General features: G+C 59.5%; 17 protein-coding genes. 8 read left to right on the top strand and 9 right to left on the bottom strand.

Annotation, left to right across the window (positions count from 1 at the left end; genetic code table 11):
- Nucleotides 1-8 precede the first annotated feature (8 nt).
- Nucleotides 9-683, bottom strand: coding sequence for a methionine ABC transporter permease (locus FFH90_RS01405; protein ID WP_018927268.1), 675 nt, complete (start codon nt 681-683; stop codon nt 9-11).
- The gene (locus tag FFH90_RS01400; protein WP_019651207.1) at nt 683-1690 is read right to left on the bottom strand and encodes a methionine ABC transporter ATP-binding protein; all 1008 of its coding nucleotides are present in this window, start codon (nt 1688-1690) and stop codon (nt 683-685) included. Before FFH90_RS01400 ends, FFH90_RS01405 begins: the two co-directional genes overlap by 1 nt.
- 248 nt (nt 1691-1938) lie before the next feature.
- Here FFH90_RS01400 and katE point away from each other — a divergent pair, with 248 nt between their 5' ends.
- Nucleotides 1939-4077: a catalase HPII gene (gene katE, locus FFH90_RS01395; RefSeq protein ID WP_290371192.1), complete on the top strand. Its 2139-nt coding sequence runs from the start codon at nt 1939-1941 to the stop codon at nt 4075-4077.
- Nucleotides 4078-4196: 119 nt separating this feature from the next.
- Here the strand turns inward: katE and FFH90_RS01390 are convergent, their stop codons facing one another.
- The 4 genes from FFH90_RS01390 to zur are packed head-to-tail and all read right to left on the bottom strand — an operon-like array spanning nt 4197 to nt 6999.
- Nucleotides 4197-4913, bottom strand: a complete 717-nt coding sequence (locus tag FFH90_RS01390; RefSeq protein ID WP_138866581.1) for a PA5502 family lipoprotein — start codon at nt 4911-4913, stop codon at nt 4197-4199.
- Nucleotides 4914-4950: 37 nt separating this feature from the next.
- Nucleotides 4951-5739, bottom strand: a complete 789-nt coding sequence (znuB, locus tag FFH90_RS01385) for a zinc ABC transporter permease subunit ZnuB (protein ID WP_019580298.1) — start codon at nt 5737-5739, stop codon at nt 4951-4953.
- Nucleotides 5732-6517 (bottom strand): zinc ABC transporter ATP-binding protein ZnuC, encoded by a 786-nt coding sequence (gene znuC / locus FFH90_RS01380; protein WP_138866580.1) that lies wholly within the window; start codon nt 6515-6517, stop codon nt 5732-5734. Before znuC ends, znuB begins: the two co-directional genes overlap by 8 nt.
- Entirely contained in the window at nt 6517-6999 is a 483-nt protein-coding gene (zur, locus tag FFH90_RS01375; RefSeq protein WP_026286509.1) for a zinc uptake transcriptional repressor Zur, read from the bottom strand. Before zur ends, znuC begins: the two co-directional genes overlap by 1 nt.
- 66 nt (nt 7000-7065) lie before the next feature.
- On the opposite strand from zur, the gene FFH90_RS01370 reads away from it, so the two are divergent.
- Nucleotides 7066-7986 (top strand): zinc ABC transporter substrate-binding protein ZnuA, encoded by a 921-nt coding sequence (locus FFH90_RS01370; RefSeq protein ID WP_086945255.1) that lies wholly within the window; start codon nt 7066-7068, stop codon nt 7984-7986.
- 47 nt (nt 7987-8033) lie between these two features.
- Here FFH90_RS01370 and FFH90_RS01365 read toward each other — a convergent pair whose 3' ends face one another.
- Both FFH90_RS01365 and FFH90_RS01360 read right to left on the bottom strand, forming a co-directional pair.
- Nucleotides 8034-8984: a homoserine kinase gene (locus FFH90_RS01365; RefSeq protein ID WP_018927273.1), complete on the bottom strand. Its 951-nt coding sequence runs from the start codon at nt 8982-8984 to the stop codon at nt 8034-8036.
- A 58-nt stretch (nt 8985-9042) separates the two neighbouring features.
- A complete protein-coding gene (locus FFH90_RS01360; RefSeq protein WP_111453131.1) occupies nt 9043-9333 on the bottom strand; it encodes a DUF2782 domain-containing protein in 291 nt (96 codons plus the stop codon).
- Between the two features lie 74 nt (nt 9334-9407).
- Between FFH90_RS01360 and polA the strand changes: the two genes are divergently transcribed.
- Complete coding sequence (gene polA / locus FFH90_RS01355; protein ID WP_138866579.1) at nt 9408-12176, top strand: DNA polymerase I; 2769 nt, start codon at nt 9408-9410, stop codon at nt 12174-12176.
- Between the two features lie 298 nt (nt 12177-12474).
- Here the strand turns inward: polA and yihA are convergent, their stop codons facing one another.
- Nucleotides 12475-13116 (bottom strand): ribosome biogenesis GTP-binding protein YihA/YsxC, encoded by a 642-nt coding sequence (yihA, locus tag FFH90_RS01350; protein WP_138866578.1) that lies wholly within the window; start codon nt 13114-13116, stop codon nt 12475-12477.
- A gap of 191 nt (nt 13117-13307) precedes the next feature.
- On the opposite strand from yihA, the gene FFH90_RS01345 reads away from it, so the two are divergent.
- From FFH90_RS01345 to FFH90_RS01320, 5 genes are all read left to right on the top strand, one after another.
- Nucleotides 13308-13598 carry a cytochrome c5 family protein gene (locus tag FFH90_RS01345; RefSeq protein ID WP_138866577.1) on the top strand — a complete coding sequence of 97 codons (291 nt, stop codon included), beginning with the start codon at nt 13308-13310 and terminating at the stop codon, nt 13596-13598.
- 46 nt (nt 13599-13644) lie between these two features.
- Nucleotides 13645-14256: a cytochrome c4 gene (locus FFH90_RS01340; protein WP_007940706.1), complete on the top strand. Its 612-nt coding sequence runs from the start codon at nt 13645-13647 to the stop codon at nt 14254-14256.
- A gap of 198 nt (nt 14257-14454) precedes the next feature.
- Nucleotides 14455-15096: a thiol:disulfide interchange protein DsbA/DsbL gene (locus FFH90_RS01330; RefSeq protein ID WP_019580303.1), complete on the top strand. Its 642-nt coding sequence runs from the start codon at nt 14455-14457 to the stop codon at nt 15094-15096.
- 14 nt (nt 15097-15110) lie between these two features.
- Nucleotides 15111-15971 carry an endonuclease/exonuclease/phosphatase family protein gene (locus tag FFH90_RS01325; protein WP_007940704.1) on the top strand — a complete coding sequence of 287 codons (861 nt, stop codon included), beginning with the start codon at nt 15111-15113 and terminating at the stop codon, nt 15969-15971.
- Nucleotides 15972-18011: a GGDEF domain-containing protein gene (locus FFH90_RS01320; protein ID WP_138866576.1), complete on the top strand. Its 2040-nt coding sequence runs from the start codon at nt 15972-15974 to the stop codon at nt 18009-18011.
- The last annotated feature ends 87 nt before the right edge of the window (nt 18012-18098 follow it).

The raw sequence follows: 18098 nt of genomic DNA, 5'->3' as shown, positions 1-18098 counted from the left end.
AAAACTGTTTATTTGCGGGAGAAATGAACCACCAGCTTGTCGCCGACGGTTTGCAGCACTTGAACCAGCACCAGCAGCAACACCACAGTGACCACCATCACGTCGGTCTGGAAACGCTGGTAACCGAAACGGATCGCCAGGTCGCCCAAGCCGCCAGCGCCGACCACACCGGCCATTGCTGTGTAGGACACCAGTGTAATCGCTGTCACCGTAATCGCTGCGAAGATGCCCGGGCGGGCTTCCGGCAGCAAGGCGTTGGTGATGATCTGACGGGTCGTCGCGCCCATGGCCTGGGTCGCTTCGATGATGCCGCGATCCACTTCACGCAGGGCGGTTTCCACCAGTCGCGCGAAGAACGGCGTGGCGCCCACCACCAGCGGTGGGATCGCACCGGCGACACCGAGGGAGGTGCCGGTAATCAATACGGTGAACGGAATCATCACGATCAGCAGAATGATGAACGGCAGCGAACGCAGAATGTTCACCACCAGCGATAGCATCGCGTAGACGCCTTTGGCTTCCAGCAACTGGCGCGGGCTGCACAAGAACAACAGCACGCCCAACGGCAACCCCAGCAGCACGGTGAACAACAGCGAACCGCCAAGCATCAGCAGGGTGTCGCCGGTGGCCAGCCAGATTTCGTACCAGTCGATATTGGAAAAGAAACTCATCAGGACTTCCATCAGCGCAGCACCTCCATATGGACATCAGCTGCGGTGAAGTGAGCAAACGCCGCTTCCATGTCGCCACCGGTGACGGCCAGGGTCAATTGGCCGTAGGGAACCTCTTTGATGCGATCGATACGACCGGCCAGGATGCTGTAGTCCACGCCCGTTTCCCGGGCGACGGTACCCAGCAATGGTGCATAGGTCGCTTCGCCCTGGAAGGTCAGACGCACGATGCGGCCCGGCACATGAGCGAAGTCGTCGCGCTGTTCGCTCTCGTCGATCTGCTCGTCTTCCTGGACGAAGCGCTTGGTGGTCGGGTGCTTGGGGTGCAGGAACACTTCGGCCACCGAACCTTGCTCGACGATCACACCGGCATCCATCACCGCCACCTGATCGCAGACTCGACGAATCACATCCATCTCGTGGGTGATCAGAACAATGGTCAGCTTCAGCTCGCGATTGATCTCGGCCAGCAATTGCAAAACCGACGCCGTGGTCTGCGGGTCGAGGGCACTGGTGGCTTCGTCGCACAGCAAAATTTTCGGCTTGGTTGCCAGGGCGCGGGCGATGCCGACACGCTGCTTCTGACCACCGGACAGTTGCGCCGGGTATTTTTTCGCATGGTCGGCCAGGCCAACCCGCGCCAGCAACTGCGCCACACGCTGGTCGATTTCGCTACGCGACAGCTCACCGGCGAGGGTCAGCGGCAGCGCGACGTTATCGGCCACGGTCTTGGACGCCAGCAAGTTGAAGTGCTGGAAAATCATCCCGACCTGCTGACGGAAACGTCGCAGGCCGTTGGCATCCAGCGCTGTGACTTCTTCACCATCGACGATGATCTTGCCGCCACTGGAGTTTTCCAGGCGGTTGATCAGGCGCAGCAGGGTACTTTTTCCCGCACCGGAATGGCCGATCAGGCCAAAGACCTGACCGTTCTCAATCGTCAGACTGGTCGGATGCAGGGCGGGAATATCCTTACCGGCGACGCGGTAAGTTTTGTGGACGTTTTGAAACTCGATCACGTAGCGAACCTTGTGGGGCGCGTTAGAAAAGGATCAGCGGTTAGCCGGGCGCGCATTTTAGCCTGTCCGTATAGAGGTTCTTAGCATTTATTTCGCTTTCAACCAGCGATTTGGCAATAACGCGATCAAAGGTCAGAAAAAAGGAACGGCGCCAGCGCCTCATCAGTCACTCATTAAGCAACTCGAAAAAGCCCGGGCAATGCCAATGAGCCCTGACCACGACGGGAATCGCAACGAGGAGTCTACGTCTGATGAGTACTAAAAAGCCTGCCGCCACCAGCGCACTGGCCGGGACCGATACCCTGGACCGCAGCAACACCAATCCCAAGCTCGACAGCCTGGAACAATTTCGCTCCGATGCCACCGAGCAGGCCCTGCGCACCAACCAGGGCGTGAAGGTCGCGGACAATCAGAACACGTTGAAGGCCGGCGCCCGTGGGCCGTCATTGCTGGAAGACTTCATCATGCGTGAAAAGATCACGCATTTTGACCATGAACGTATTCCTGAGCGCATCGTTCATGCCCGCGGCACTGGCGCCCACGGTTACTTCCAGGCCTACGAGCCCCATTCCGTACTGACCAAGGCCGCATTCCTACAAGATCCACATCAAAAAACTCCGGTTTTTGTGCGCTTCTCCACGGTGCAAGGCCCGCGCGGGTCGGGGGATACCGTGCGCGACGTACGCGGTTTCGCGGTGAAGTTTTTCACCGACGAAGGCAACTTCGACCTCGTGGGTAACAACATGCCGGTGTTCTTCATTCAGGATGCGATCAAGTTTCCTGACTTCGTGCACGCGGTAAAACCCGAGCCCCACAATGAAATTCCTACCGGCGGTTCGGCCCACGACACCTTTTGGGACTTTGTTTCTCTGGTGCCGGAGTCCGCGCACATGGTGATCTGGACCATGTCTGACCGGGCGATCCCCAAAAGCCTGCGCAGCATGCAAGGCTTCGGCGTGCACACGTTCCGCATGATCAACGCCGAGGGCAAATCGCGGTTCGTCAAATTCCATTGGCGCCCCGTCGCCGGCACCTGTTCGCTGGTGTGGGATGAAGCGCAGAAGCTCGCCGGGAAAGACGCCGACTTCCATCGCCGTGATCTCTGGGAGTCCATCGAGACGGGGGACTATCCAGAGTGGGAATTGGGCGTACAGGTCATCGAGGAGGAAAGCGAACATGCCTTCGACTTCGACATCCTTGATCCGACCAAGCTCATCCCCGAGGAAATCGTACCGATCACTCCCCTGGGCAAGATGGTGCTCAACCGCAACCCGGACAACTTCTTCGCCGAGACTGAACAGGTTGCCTTCTGCCCAGGGCATATCGTGCCCGGAATCGATTTTTCGAATGATCCGCTGCTACAAGGCCGGCTGTTTTCCTACACCGATACGCAGATCAGCCGACTTGGCGGACCGAACTTTCACGAGATCCCGATCAACCGCCCACTGGCACCGTTCCATAACGGTCAACGGGATGCGCAGCACCGCACCACCATCGACAAGGGGCGTGCTTCCTACGAGCCGAACTCCATCGACAGTGGCTGGCCGAAGGAGACCCTGCCCGCAGCGCAGGACGGCGGCTTCGAGAGTTACCCGGAGCGCGTCGACGCCGCCAAGATCCGCCAGCGCAGCGAGTCGTTCAGCGACCACTTCTCCCAGGCTCGGCTGTTTTTCCACAGCATGAGCAAGCACGAACAGGAGCACATCATTGCCGCCTACAGCTTTGAGCTGGGCAAGGTCGAACGCGAGTTTATTCGTGTGCGTCAGGTCAATGAGATCCTGGCCAATATCGATCTGGAACTGGCCAAACGCGTGGCGCAGAACCTGGGCTTGCCGGTTCCGAAGGCTGGAACGGTCAAGGTGCGTAACACCTCACTGGATCACTCCCCTGCCCTGAGCCAGGCTAACTTGTTGCCCGAAGACATTAAAACCCGAAAAGTCGCGATCCTGGCGGCCAACGGTGTCGATGGCGCGGCGATTGACGCCATGAAGAAAGCGCTGAAGGCCGAAGGCGCTCACGCCAAACTGCTCGGCCCGACCTCGGCCCCCGTGACCACCGCCAATGGCAAAGCACTGCCGGTGGATGCGTCGATGGAAGGTTTGCCGTCCGTGGCCTTCGACGCGGTGTTCGTGCCGGGTGGCGCGGCGTCGATCAAGGCACTAAGCAGTGATGGTGTGGCGCTGCATTACCTGTTGGAGGCATACAAACACCTGAAGGCGATCGCCTTGCATGGCGAAGCGAAGCAGTTGCTGGAGGTATTGAAACTGGAAGCGGACGCGGGGTTGATCGTGGGTACGGATACCAAGTTGTTCAAGGCGTTTTTTGCCGCGATCGGTCAGCATAGAGTATGGGACAGGGAGCCTAAGGCCAAGGCGATTCCGGCTTAGGGATTTCTATCGACAGGAAGGGCGCCTTCGCGGGCAAGCCTCGCTCCTACGGTTTTGGGTCGTACACATAATGTGTGATCAATCCGGGCCTGTAGGACCTAGGCTTGCCCGCGATGCTTTTAGGGCTTGCGAGGGCTCAAAACCATCTGCGCCGGAATATTGCGCAGAATCTGTTTCTCCAGCTTCAGATCAAACCCCGAATCCAGCTTCTTCACCCGTTTGGTCAGCAACGTGGCCAACCATGGGTAGTCCTGAGTACGGGGAACCTGAATGCTCACGTCGCACTGATAATTCACCACATCGGCGGCGATAGCATCCAGTTGACGACGAAGTTTGCTCATATCGTTGAGGTTCAATGCCACCGTCGTGCTTTCAGCCGTCGGGTCGATCACTTTGGCCTGCGGTCTGGCTTCGGCAGCCTTGAGGGCCGCTTCGGCTTTATCCAGTTCAGCCTTGCGTGCATGAACAATTGCATTATTAACGCCACCGGTCAGCGCCGGGGCCTTGGGCATCAATACCCGGGCACGGCTGAGGGCAGTGGCCGCGGCATTCACATCACCTTTTTGCAACACGATCTGGCTGCGCAGCAAATAGGCTTCGGCCAATTGCCGCTGGTATTGCTCAAGGGATTGATCGTTGGGCGACTCGGCCTGCAAGGCCGCCAATTGATCCTCGGCGGTGGCCAGCTCGCTGCTGGCCAGGCTTTGTTCCAGCTGTGCAATAGCCGTGGCCCGTGCATCGGGGGCCTCGGTGGCCGCCGGCGGCGTGCTTTGGCAAGCACCCAGTAGCAGCGAAAATGCGACAAGGAGCAGATAACTGGAGGCGAACGGCTTCATTCCTGCGACTCTCTATTTGCGCAAAAAACGAGCAAGTCTACACCCCTCGACGGGGCAGGACAAAACTCAGCAGAAACAACGCGGCGGCCGCCACCACAATCGACGGGCCAGCCGGGGTGTCCTTGAACCAGGACAACGCCAGCCCGCCACACACCGCGAGCATGCCCAGCAGGCTCGCGCCCAGTGCCATCTGCTCCGGCGAGCGGGCGTGACGTTGTGCCGCAGCCGCCGGAATAATCAGTAACGAAGTAATCAGCAACACGCCGACGATTTTCATCGCCACCGCGATCACCACGGCGATCAGCAACATCAGGACCAGACGCAACGCCGCCACCGGCAAACCTTCCACCCTGGCCAGTTCTTCATGCACGGTGATCGCCAGCAAGGGTCGCCACAGCGTGACAAGCAATACCAGCACCGCCGCGCTGCCGCCGAGGATCCAGGCCAGATCGGTCGGGCTGATCGCCAGCAGGTCGCCGAACAGATAGGCCATCAGGTCGATCCGCACTTCATGCATGAAGCTTAGTACCACCAGGCCCAGGGAGAGCGTGCTCGGTGCGAGAATTCCCAACAGCGTGTCAGACGCCAATGGCTGCCGCTGTTGCAGCGTCACCAGCAACACTGCCAGCAACAGGCAGCCTACGGTGACAGCCACGGTCGGGCTGACATCCAGCAGAAAGCCCAGCGCCACACCCAGCAGCGCGGCGTGGGACAGGGTGTCGCCGAAATAAGCCATGCGCCGCCAGACCACAAACGAACCCAACGGGCCCGCAACCAGCGCCAGGGCCAGACCTGCAAGCAGGGCGAAGAGCAGAAAATCAGCCATGCTTGCAGCTATCTCCATGAATATGGGTATGGGCCGACGGGGTCGCAATGACCACCGAGCCATGCAGGTCGTGAGCGTGGTCGTGATGGTGGTGATAAATCGCCAGACTTTGTGCGTTCTTTCCGAACAGTTCGACGAACGCGGGATCGCCGCTGACCTGCTCGGGATGCCCGGAGCAGCAGACATGGCGATTCAGACACACCACCTGGTCGGTGGTGCTCATCACCAGATGCAAATCGTGAGAGACCATCAATACGCCGCAGCCATGACGGTCGCGCAGACGTGTGATCAGGCTATAGAGCTCGGCTTGACCGGCCACGTCGACGCCTTGTACCGGCTCATCGAGCACCAGCAACTCCGGCTCGCGCAGCAATGCCCGGGCCAGCAGTACTCGCTGCATTTCGCCACCGGAAACACTTTGTACCGGGCTGTCGATCACCTGCTCGGCGCCGACCTCCTTGAGGGCGGCCAAGGCCCGAGCGCGGTCCACGCCAGGGACCAGACGCAAGAAACGCAGCACTGATAGCGGCAGGGTTGGATCGACATGGAGTTTTTGCGGCATGTAACCGACGCGCAACTTCGGCTTGCGCCAGACGCTGCCGCTGTCGGGCTTCAACAAACCGAGCACCGCGCGCACCAGCGTGGTTTTGCCGGCGCCATTAGGGCCGATCAGGGTAACGATCTGCCCCGGCTCGACGCTCAGTTCGATGTTATCCAGCACGTTTTGCCCGGCAAAAGTGACGGCCACCTGCTCAAGACGGATCAGCGCATTGCTCATTAAGCCCCCTGGCAACCCGAGCAGAGACCGATGACTTCAACGGTCTGGGCCTCGACGATAAATCCGACGTCCCTGGCGCTGCCGACGATCGCGTCGCTGATGGACTTCTGTTCAAGCTCGATGGCGGCGTGGCATTGGCGGCAAATCAGGAACTGGCCTTGGTGAGCGTGTTCCGGGTGATTGCAGCCGACGAAGGCGTTCAGCGAGGAGATGCGGTGTACCAGGCCGTTTTCCAGCAGAAAATCCAGCGCGCGATACACGGTCGGCGGCGCAGCTCGGCGGCCGTCCTGCTCGCTGAGCACCGCCAGAATGTCGTAGGCACCCAGCGGTTTATGGCTTTGCCAGACCAGTTCCAGCACCCGCCGGCGCAAAGCGGTCAGGCGTAGCCCCTGACGTGCGCACAAGGCATCGGCCTCAGACAATGCGCTATGGACGCAATGAGAGTGGTCGTGGGGACGACTGGCAATCGGTGTTTTAGGCATGAGCGGCGACGAGTGTTGTGAGAGACGTTATTATGTTACCCGTTCTCGCCTCTTCGAGTGGTCATCGTGTCCCGACTTTTTTCTATCTTTGTCGCATTTGTCGCAAGTTTTCTGCTGATCGGTTCAGCCCAGGCCGAAGTCAAAGTACTTACCAGCATCAAGCCGCTGCAGCTGATTGCTGCTGCGGTGCAGGAAGGTGTGGCGATTCCGGAAGTGTTGCTGCCGCCCGGAGCATCACCGCATAACTATGCCTTGCGCCCATCCGACGTACGGAAGGTGCAGTCGGTGGACCTGGTTTACTGGATCGGTCCGGACATGGAGGGTTTTCTGCCTCGCGTACTGAAAGGTCGTACGCTGCCCAGCGTCGCAGTGCAGGATTTGCCTGGCCTGAAGCTGCGACGTTTCGCCGAAGACAGCCACTCCCACGCCGAAGAAGCCGATGAGCATGACCACGATCATCGCCCCGGCAGCCTGGATGCGCACTTGTGGTTGTCACCGATCAACGCCCGAGTGATCGCCAGCAAAATGGCGGCCGATCTGAGTGCAGCCGATCCGGCTAACGCGGCGCGCTATCAGAGCAACCTCAAAGCCTTCGATGAGCGCCTGGATGCCTTGGACCTGCGCCTGAAGGCTCGCCTGGCAGGGATCGCGAACAAGCCTTACTTCGTGTTCCACGAAGCCTTCGACTACTTCGAAGACGCCTACGGCCTCAAGCACGCCGGTGTGTTCAGTGTCGCAGCCGAAGTACAGCCCGGTGCCCAGCACGTCGCGGCGATGCGCGCGCGGTTGCAGGAAGTCGGCAAAACTTGCGTGTTCAGCGAACCGCCGCTGCGCCCGCGCCTGGCAGAAACCCTGGTGGCCGGGCTACCGGTGAAACTGGCGGAGCTGGATGCATTGGGCGGATACACACCAGCGACTGCCCAAGGGTATGAGCAGGTGCTGGAAAAGTTGGGGAATGATTTGGCCGGGTGCCTGGAGTCGTTGTAAGCATCCCATAGACCCTGAGGCGAGGGGGCAAGCCCCCTCGCCTCATTTTAAAGGGCGAAAGGCAGCGGCGTGTCGACCTTCTGCCGCTGCGCCAAGCGCAGTTGAAACTCCATCGGATCGTGAATCAACACGTCCTGCCCAGCGAAAGACTCCGCCGCAATCAACCGCGACAACCAGAACCGCACGCACGCCACGCGCAGCATGGTCGGCCACAACTCAGCTTCGGCAGCGGTGAACGGTCGCAGCGCGGCATAAGCGCCCAGCAACGCCCGCGCCCGAGCCCCGTCGAGCTGCCCTTGCTCATCCGAGCACCAGTCGTTCAAGGCAATCGCCACGTCATAGAGCATCGGCCCTGAACAAGCGTTGTAGAAGTCGATCAACCCGGTCAGGTGCGTGCCTTCGAACATCGCATTGTCGCGGAACAGATCCGCATGGATGTTGGCCCGCGGCAGCGCCAGAATTTTCGTCTTCTGCTGGGTGATCTCTTCCAGAGCCCGTTGCAGCAAATCGCTTTGTTCGGCGTTCAGGTGCGAGAGAAACTGCGTGCCCTCTTCCAGCATCCAGTCCAGGCCGCGATCGGTTTTGCGCTTGATCATGTTGGCCTGGGTCGCCAGGTGCAGGTGAGCCAGCAGCTCGCCGACCTGAGCGCAATGCTGGGCGTTGGCGTCCTTGATGTGCTTGCCCGCCAGGCGTGGCTGCAACAGCGCAGGTTTACCGGCCAGCTCACGCAATGCAACGCCGTCGGTGGTGCGCAGGGCATAAGGCACAGGCAGGTTGGCGTCGTGCAGCACGTCGAGCAGTTCGATGAAGAACGGCATCTCCTGCACCGGACCGCGTTCGACCAGGGTCAGGACAAACTCGCCCTGCTCCAGGCTGATAAAGAAATTGGTGTTTTCGCTACCGGCGGCGATCCCCTGGAAATCAAGCAGGCGGCCGAGCCCGTAAGGGGCGAGAAAGGTTTCCAGCTCGGGCCGAGCCAGGGGGGTGAACACAGACATGGTTAAAACTGCCAGTACGGGCGCCGCGGTTGAGCCAGCGCCGATTGAAATTAAGAAACTACTTCCACTCAAAGATTTTCCACGAGGGAATCAGCATATCCGGCTGATCCGAGCGGATATAGTTTGCATCTGTTCCGTCCGCACGTATCAGAAAGTACGGTTTTCCGACCTTCGGGGTGACCTTGATCGCGTACACGAAGCCGTTCTGGCGATACTCCTGAATGGTTTTATCGCCTTCCGTGCGGATCGTTACTTCCGGGTCCGCCGAGGGCTTGTCATCCGCCGCCATGACAGCCAATGGAGTGATTGCAAAGAAGCCAGCCAGCAACAAGCGATTTAGTGTGCGCATGATAACCTTGTCCCTTTGTCGTCAACGGTCCCGCTATTCTAGCGCCGGACCCGCCGAAAAGGTTGATCCTGCTCATGAGCCAAGCCCCCCTCGTCCTGGTGGACGGTTCTTCTTACCTGTACCGCGCTTTTCATGCGCTGCCACCGCTGACCACGTCCAAAGGCCTGCCGACCGGTGCGGTCAAGGGCGTATTGAACATGCTCAAGAGTCTGCGCAAGCAGTACCCGGACAGCCCGTTCGCCGTGGTGTTCGACGCCAAGGGCGGGACGTTCCGCGACGCGATGTTCGCCGAGTACAAGGCCAACCGCCCAAGCATGCCTGACGATATGCGGGTCCAGATCGAGCCGCTGCACGCCAGCGTCAAGGCCTTGGGCTTTCCATTGCTGTGCGTGGACAACGTCGAAGCGGACGATGTGATCGGCACCCTGGCCCGCAGCAGCGCGGCCGCCGACCGTCCGGTGGTGATTTCCACCGGTGACAAGGATATGGCACAACTGGTCGACGGGCACATTACCTTGGTCAATACGATGACCGGTAGCGCGCTGGACGTGGAAGGCGTGAAGGAGAAATTCGGCGTCGCTCCCGAGCAGATCATCGATTATCTGGCGTTGATGGGCGATTCGTCCGACAACATCCCGGGCGTTCCGGGTATCGGTCCGAAGACCGCTTCCGGCCTGCTGGTTGGCGTGAATGGCGGCCTGACCGAGCTCTATGCGCAGCTCGATATCGTCCCGACCCTGCCGATTCGCGGCGCCAAGACCCTGCCGGCCAAGCTCGAAGAGCATAAGGAAATGGCCTTTCTTTCTTACCGATTGGCAACCATCAAGATCGACGTGCCGCTGGACATCGGCCTCGACGATCTGCAGATGGGCCCACCGGATCACGACAAGCTTGCCGAACTCTATTCCCTGCTGGAGTTTAAGAGCTGGTTCGAAGAGAACCAGCGCGACGCCAAGCGTTCGGGTCAGGACATCGTCGAGGTCGCCCAGGAGCAGCCGGGTGCCGCCGAAGCGAAATACGAAACCATCCTCGACCAGAAGCGCTTCGAGGCCTGGCTGGACAAACTCGACAAGGCGCCGCTGATCGCCTTCGTCACCGAAACCAACGGCAGCGATGCCCAACACGCGCAACTGGTAGGCCTGTCGTTCTCTGTCGCGGCCAACGAAGCAGCCTACATTCCGCTGACCCATTCCTACATGGGCGTACCGGAACAACTGGACCGTGACTCCGTGCTGCTGGCGTTGAAACCGCTGCTGGAAAACCCGAATAAACTGAAAGTCGGCCAACATGCGAAGTTCGACACCAATATCCTCGCCAATTGCGCCATCGGTGGCGATCAGAACAACGGGATTACTGTTCAGGGTATTGCCTACGACACCATGCTCGAGTCCTACGTACTGGACTCAACGGCCACCCGCCACGACATGGACAGCCTGGCGCTCAAGTACCTGGGCCAAAGCAAGACCGACATCCAGGAGATTGCGGGCAAAGGCGTCAAACAGCTGACCTTCGACCAGATTTCCCTTGAGCTGGCGGGTCCCTATGCCGCCGAAGACGCCGATGTCACCTTCCGCCTGCATCTGGTATTGCAGGAAAAACTGGCCGCGACGCCAAGCCTGGTCAAAGTGCTCAACGAGATTGAAATGCCGCTGATGCCGGTCCTGGCCCGTATCGAGCGTCAGGGCGCGCTTGTAGACGCCAACCTGCTGGGCATCCAGAGCGTCGAGCTGGGCGAGAAACTGGTCGCCCTTGAGCGTGAGGCCTTTGCCATTGCCGGTGAAGAATTCAACCTTGGCTCGCCAAAGCAACTGGGCGTGATCCTCTACGAAAAGCTCGGTTTGCCTGTACTCAGCAAAACCGCCAAGGGTCAGGCGTCGACTGCCGAAGCCGTGCTGGCCGAGTTGGCCGAACAGGACTACCCGCTGCCCAAGGTGCTGATGCAATACCGCTCGCTGAGCAAGCTCAAAAGCACCTACACCGACCGTTTGCCAGAGCAGATCAACGCACGCACCGGGCGCATTCATACGTCTTACCAGCAAGCTGTCGCAGCCACCGGGCGTTTGTCGTCCATCGACCCGAACCTGCAGAACATTCCGATCCGTACCGCCGAAGGTCGCCGGATTCGTCAGGCGTTCGTCGCGCCGAAAGGCTACAAACTGCTGGCCGCGGATTACTCGCAAATCGAACTGCGGATCATGGCGCACCTGGCCAAGGACGAAGGCTTGCTGCATGCCTTCCGCAACAACCTCGATGTCCACCGGGCCACGGCCGCAGAAGTGTTCGGCGTCGAGCTGGATGCGGTTACCAACGATCAGCGTCGAAGTGCGAAAGCCATCAACTTCGGCTTGATCTACGGCATGAGCGCGTTTGGCCTGGCCAAGCAGATCGGCGTCGATCGCAAACAGTCCCAGGCCTACATCGACCGTTATTTCGCCCGTTATCCCGGCGTGCTGCAGTACATGGAGCGCACGCGCGCCCAGGCCGCCGAGCAAGGCTTCGTCGAAACCATCTTTGGTCGTCGCCTGTACTTGCCGGAAATCAACGCGAAAAACCAGGCCCTGCGCAAAGCTGCCGAGCGCACGGCGATCAACGCCCCGATGCAAGGCACCGCGGCGGACATCATCAAGAAAGCCATGGTGGCGGTGGACAACTGGCTGGCATCGTCAGGCCTGGACGCCAAAGTCATCCTGCAGGTACACGATGAATTGGTGCTCGAGGTGCGTGAGGACCTGGTCGACCAGGTACGCGAGGAGATTCGCGTGCACATGAGCAACGCCGCACAACTGGACGTACCGCTTCTGGTTGAGGTGGGCGCAGGCAACAACTGGGATGAGGCGCACTGAGCCACCTGAAAAGACGTTTGTGCTGCGGCCTGGCGCCGCAGCACATGACGAAGGGCTATAGAGCGAAAAACGACAGTGATTATTTCCAAAGGATTTTGAAAATAGTCTGAACTAAATCCGCGAACCGCCACTCAGAGATACTGAATGGCTGGTGAAGCCCTTCGATGCTCCTATGTTGTGTTAAGTGTTGGCAGATATCTGGACCCCGCCCTAGCGGTCCGGAACTTGAACCCCGGAACTTCTCCCTCCCCATACGAAGTCCGGGGTTTTTTTTGCCTGCCAATTGGCCTCGAGAGACTTACTGGGCAGCCTCGGCACCCTTGTCCGCCAACTCCATCCAGTCCGCCAGTACGGTGTAGGCTTCTTCCAGGCCCATGCGCTTGGGGGCCGAAAACAGCTGGATAGTGATCGTATCGCCCCAACCCTTGCGGATTTCCGATTGAACCTTGAGCAGCGTGTTTTTTGCCGCGCCGTAGGTCAGTTTGTCGGCCTTGGTCAGCAGAATATGCATCGGCATGCCGCTGGCGACGGCCCAATCGAGCATCAACAGGTCGAAGTCGGTCATTGGATGACGGATGTCCATCATCAGAATCAAACCTTTCAGACTCTCACGGCCACCCAGATAGGCTTCCAGGTGACGCTGCCAGTGCATCTTCAACGGGATCGGTACTTTTGCATAACCGTAGCCTGGCAGGTCGACCAGACGGCGTTCATCGTCTAGCTTGAAGAAGTTCAACAGCTGTGTGCGACCCGGTGTTTTCGAGGTCCGTGCCAGGCTGGCGTGGGTCAGAGTATTCAATGCGCTGGACTTGCCGGCGTTGGAACGCCCGGCGAAGGCCACTTCAAAGCCTTCGTCGTCGGGACATTGGTCGACTTTGGCGGCGCTGAGCATAAAGGTGGACTGTTGGCACAGGCCGAGGATGGGATTCTTGAGTTGCATGGGATTTCCGATGTGGGCGGCGCCGGGAATGGACGCGGCAAGCAGTGTCGTTTCCGTTTCAGTGACGCCAGTATATAATGCCGCAGATTTTGTGTGCGCTTTGTCCCAGCGTAGGATGAAGTTCACGAGAGCGATTGACCTTGATTGCGCATTAGAACGCAGCACGCTCTCAACCCTGAAAAGGTCGTTTTATGACGAAATGGCTGCTAGCTGCCGGTGTCTTGATGCCGCTTTACAGCGCTCAGGCTACACAGGATCCGGAAGCTGTGTACAACCGTGTTTGTGGTGCCTGTCATTCCGGCCAACTACCCATGGCGCCCCGCAAGGGCGATCAGGAAGCTTGGACGCCGAGGTTGGCGAAAGGTATGGAGACGCTGGTGCAACACGTGACCCAGGGTTTCAAGGCGATGCCGCCGCGTGGTTTGTGCATGGACTGCAGTGCCGAGGATTACCGAGACATCATCCAGTGGATGAGCGAGTAAACCCGGTCCATAACTCTTTAACCCTTAGCCGTAGTTGGATTAGCTGATGAACAAATTGATCGTGAGTCTGCTGTTGACCGTGGGGATCTCCGGTATTGCCCATGCTGCAGGTGATGCGACTGCTGGTCAGGCGAAAGCCGCAGTATGTGGCGCCTGTCATGGCCCGGATGGCAATAGCATGGCGCCTAACTTTCCGAAACTGGCAGGCCAGGGCGAGCGTTATCTGAACAAGCAGCTGCACGACATCAAGTCCGGCAAACGCACGGTGCTGGAAATGACCGGCCTGCTGACCAACCTCAGCGATCAGGACCTGGCCGATATCTCCGCCTACTTCGCCAGCCAGAAAGGCAGCGTCGGTGCCGCCGACCCGAAAATCGTGGCTCGCGGTGAAGCACTGTTCCGTGGCGGCGACCTGGCCAAAGGGCTGCCAGCCTGCACCGGCTGCCACTCGCCCAATGGCGCAGGCAACGCAGCTGCCGGCTTCCCGCACCTGGGCGGCCAGCATGCTCAGTACGTCGGCAAGCAACTGACCGAATTCAGAAAAGAAGAAGGTGGCCGGACCAACGACGGCGACACCAAACCAATGCAAAGCATCGCTAAAAAGCTGAGCGACGAAGATATCGCCGCCGTCTCCAGCTATATTCAAGGCTTGCACTAAGGCCTGTGATCGAGCGTTGTGAGTGATGTACATCTCTTGCAACGTTAACTCTCGATTAATCCGTCGATGCAAACATAAAAAGGGTAGCTTTGGCTGCCCTTTTTTGTGGCCGCTGCCGTTACACTACAGAACTCAAGCCCGCCGGAATCTGTCTGAAAACAGGTCGCGCGAGGCGCCCAAATTGTCCAGGAGTAAAGCATGCGTAATCTGATCATCAGCGCCGCACTCGTCGCTGCCAGCCTGTTCGGCATGACTGCCCAAGCCGCCGAAAAACCTGAAGCGCCCTATGTCGAACTGAGCAACCCGGTCCCGGTGGCCGAGCCTGGCAAGATCGAAGTCGTGGAGCTGTTCTGGTACGGCTGCCCGCATTGCTATGCCTTCGAACCCGTCATCAACCCATGGGTTGAAAAGCTGCCTTCCGACGTGAATTTCGTACGTATCCCGGCCATGTTTGGCGGCCCTTGGGATGCCCACGGCCAGATGTTCCTGACGCTTGAGGCCATGGGTGTCGAGAGCAAGGTTCACGCTGCGGTGTTCAACGCAATCCAGAAAGAACACAAGAAACTGACCGACAAAGAAGACATGGCGGACTTCCTGGCGACCCAAGGTGTAGACAAGGACAAATTCCTGGCCACCTTCGACTCCTTCGCCATCAAGGGCCAGATCAACAAAGCCAAAGAGCTTGCCAAGAAATACGAAATCACCGGGGTGCCTACCATGATCGTCAATGGCAAGTATCGCTTTGACATCGGTTCTGCCGGCGGCGCCGAACAAGCGTTGAAACTGGCCGACCAACTGGTCGCCAAAGAGCGAGCGGCAACCAAGGCCGTTGCCAACTAAGCGCGGCACCTGCCATGCGCCGCTGGGGAACTGAACGCATCGTTGGCCTGCACGACCCGCGGGTCAACGAGCATCACCTGGAATCGACGGGGTTGCCCGTGGACAGCCGTCTGCGTTTGCTCAGTTTCAATATCCAGGTCGGCATCAGTACCGAGCGTTATCGGCACTATCTGACCCGCGGCTGGCAGCATCTGCTGCCGCACACCGGGCGTGCCGACAACCTGCAAAAAATCGGCAATCTGCTGGGCGACTTCGATCTGGTCGCCTTGCAGGAAGCCGATGGCGGCAGCCTCCGATCAGGCTACGTCAATCAGGTCGAACACCTGGCGCAGCTCGGCGCCTTCCCTTATTGGTATCAACAACTCAATCGCAATCTCGGTCATCTCGGCCAGCACAGCAATGGCGTGCTCAGCCGCCTGCGCCCGTGGGCGATCGAGGATCATCCGCTGCCGGGGCCCAAGGGTCGCGGGGCCATTCTGGTGCGCTTCGGCGAAGGTCCGGAGGCGCTCGTGGTGGTGATGATGCACCTGGCGCTGGGCGCTCGCGCCCGTAGCATGCAACTGGCTTACATCCGCGAGTTGATCGGCGGTTATAAGCACCAGGTGCTGATGGGCGATATGAATACCCACGCCGGTGACTTGCTGCAACATTCCCCGCTGCGCGATTTAGGCCTGCTCGCGCCGCAGATGGAAGCGACATTTCCCAGCTGGCGCCCACAGCGCTGCCTGGACCACATTCTGCTCAGCCCCACCCTGACGCTTGAAAAGGTCGAAGTGCTGGCACAACCCATTTCCGATCACCTGCCGGTCGCGGTAGAGATTCGTCTGCCGGGCTCGCTCACGGCCGATGCATTCCCCGCGTTGAGTCCTGCCTGAATGAGCGACGAAGCACAGCGCTGGAAAGAGAAATACCTCAAAAGCATCGAACAACAGGAAAAGCTCGAACGTCGATGGGACGCCCGGCTCGACCTGCTGCGTCGCGGACTGGTGCGCAGCACCCTGGCTGCCGAAGGCACCGATCGCGCCGTTGACCTATGCATGAAGGAAATGCGCGAAGTCGTACGCACAGACGACATGGACGCCGGCCTGGCAGCCTTGCTGCCGCGCCTGGAAAAAGCCGTGCTCGACTCCGAGCAACGCCGGGAAACCCGGGTTGATCAAGTCAGCGCCGCACTGACGGCGCTGGTCTCTCAGTTGCAAGCATTACCGCTGCCACGGGAAGTGAGCCGGCCACTGAAGAGTTTCGCCAAGCAGCTGAACGGACGTGTCGGCCAGGCTCGCGAAATCCCGTTGCTGCTCAGCGAACTAAGCGGCTTGCAAGGCAAAGCCTTGAGCATGTTGGAGAACCCTGTGGAACCGGGTCGTCCGGGTTTTCTGCAGCGCCTGTTCGGTAGCCGGGATGCAGACGAGGCTACGCCACAGATCGTCGCCCCCGAATTGCCAATGCCTGCACCGCAACCTGTCGAACCGGTTGCCGCTCCACTGGCCGAACTCCCACTCGCGACGGTCAATCTCGCGCCAGCCGCCAACAAACCGCAAGCGGTAATGCCAACCGTTGAAGCTGCCCTGCCCGCCGCTGCGCCCGCTGAACCCGTGGACACTCCGGCTCCCACAGCAACAACGGCACCCATAGCCGAAGTCGTGGCGTTCGCCCCGCCCATCCTGGAGCCAGAGGCCACGAGCAGCCAGGCCCCGGAGCCACAAATCCAGCCGAACCTCGAACACCCGCAAGAGCCGGCTCCATCGATCGCCGTACCGGCCACCCAGGCTCCGCCGGCAATCAACCCGGATGAACTGATCCCGGAGGCCAGCGATCCGCAAACGTCAGAACACGACATTCTGTATGCCCTGCCGGACTCGCCGGAACCGTCCTACAGCTCTGTGGCCAAGCACATCGAAGACACTCTGCTGGGCCTTCTCGACGACCTGACGCTGCCCGAACGCCATCGACCGCAAGCCGAAGCGATGCGCAATCGTCTTCAAAACGGCTTGAATTGGTACGAACTGCTACCCATCCTCGATGATCTTGCAACATTAATGCTGGCCATTACCGACAGCGGCCAACACGAATTCGAAGCCTATCTGCAACGACTCAACGAACGCCTCGAATCATTTCAGAGCAACCTGCAAGCCGCCAGCGAAGGCCACGCCGACAACCGCTCTGCCGCGCGAGTGATGGACACGCAGATTCGCGAGCAAGTCGACGGCCTGCAAAGCAGCATGCAGGACGCGGCGGACCTCGATGACCTCAAGCACATGCTGGAAGACCATCTCGAAGGCCTGCTCGGCACCATGGACCAGCACCAGAAGCAACGCGACGAGCGCGAGCAGGAAGTCGCTGCCCGCCTGCAAAGCCTGGCTGAAAGGGTGGCCCACATGGAGCAGGAAGCGCTGGGTTACCGCGAGCACCTCGAAGAACAGCGCCAGAAGGCTTTGATCGATCCGTTGACCGGCCTGCCGAATCGAGCGGCCTGGAGCGAACGGCTGGACCACGAAATCAGTCAATGGCAACAACACGGCAATACCCTGTTACTGGCGATGCTCGACCTCGACCATTTCAAACGCATCAATGACAACTACGGCCATCTCGCGGGCGACAAGGTGCTGAAAATCATCGCCAGTGTGCTGCGCAAGCGTCTGCGCGGGACGGACTTCATAGCCAGGTTTGGCGGTGAGGAGTTTGTGCTGTTGATGCCTGCCACGGCGCCGATGGCCGGCGCGAAACTGTTGGAAACCTTGCGCGCATCGATCGAAGCTTGCCCATTCCACTTCAAGGGCGAGCGAGTCACTATCACCATTTCCATGGGACTGACCGCCTTCAGAGCGGGCGAACATAGCGACCTGGTGCTTAAAAGAGCTGATCAGGCGTTATATCGCGCGAAAAACACTGGGCGTAATCGGATAGAACTGGGCTGACAGTTAAATGTTCCATTTTGTTTAAAGGCGCGCTTTTGCGGTCGGCGCGCAAGGCAATACGTTACACTGTTGCATTATTGTCTCGTG

The organism is Pseudomonas sp. ATCC 43928, from assembly GCF_005938665.2.
GTDB lineage: Bacteria > Pseudomonadota > Gammaproteobacteria > Pseudomonadales > Pseudomonadaceae > Aquipseudomonas.
Note: the sequence above shows the minus strand (reverse complement) of the source record. Positions and strands in the feature narration are given on the sequence as shown.

Coding starts and splice junctions, on each gene's coding strand:
- FFH90_RS01405 (WP_018927268.1), bottom strand. CDS start 683: ATGGAAGTCCTGATGAGTTTCTTTTCCAATATCGACTGGTACGAAATC.
- FFH90_RS01390 (WP_138866581.1), bottom strand. CDS start 4,913: ATGAAGCCGTTCGCCTCCAGTTATCTGCTCCTTGTCGCATTTTCGCTG.
- znuB (WP_019580298.1), bottom strand. CDS start 5,739: ATGGCTGATTTTCTGCTCTTCGCCCTGCTTGCAGGTCTGGCCCTGGCG.
- znuC (WP_138866580.1), bottom strand. CDS start 6,517: ATGAGCAATGCGCTGATCCGTCTTGAGCAGGTGGCCGTCACTTTTGCC.
- zur (WP_026286509.1), bottom strand. CDS start 6,999: ATGCCTAAAACACCGATTGCCAGTCGTCCCCACGACCACTCTCATTGC.
- FFH90_RS01365 (WP_018927273.1), bottom strand. CDS start 8,984: ATGTCTGTGTTCACCCCCCTGGCTCGGCCCGAGCTGGAAACCTTTCTC.
- FFH90_RS01360 (WP_111453131.1), bottom strand. CDS start 9,333: ATGCGCACACTAAATCGCTTGTTGCTGGCTGGCTTCTTTGCAATCACT.
- polA (WP_138866579.1), top strand. CDS start 9,408: ATGAGCCAAGCCCCCCTCGTCCTGGTGGACGGTTCTTCTTACCTGTAC.
- yihA (WP_138866578.1), bottom strand. CDS start 13,116: ATGCAACTCAAGAATCCCATCCTCGGCCTGTGCCAACAGTCCACCTTT.
- FFH90_RS01345 (WP_138866577.1), top strand. CDS start 13,308: ATGACGAAATGGCTGCTAGCTGCCGGTGTCTTGATGCCGCTTTACAGC.
- FFH90_RS01340 (WP_007940706.1), top strand. CDS start 13,645: ATGAACAAATTGATCGTGAGTCTGCTGTTGACCGTGGGGATCTCCGGT.
- FFH90_RS01330 (WP_019580303.1), top strand. CDS start 14,455: ATGCGTAATCTGATCATCAGCGCCGCACTCGTCGCTGCCAGCCTGTTC.
- FFH90_RS01325 (WP_007940704.1), top strand. CDS start 15,111: ATGCGCCGCTGGGGAACTGAACGCATCGTTGGCCTGCACGACCCGCGG.
- FFH90_RS01320 (WP_138866576.1), top strand. CDS start 15,972: ATGAGCGACGAAGCACAGCGCTGGAAAGAGAAATACCTCAAAAGCATC.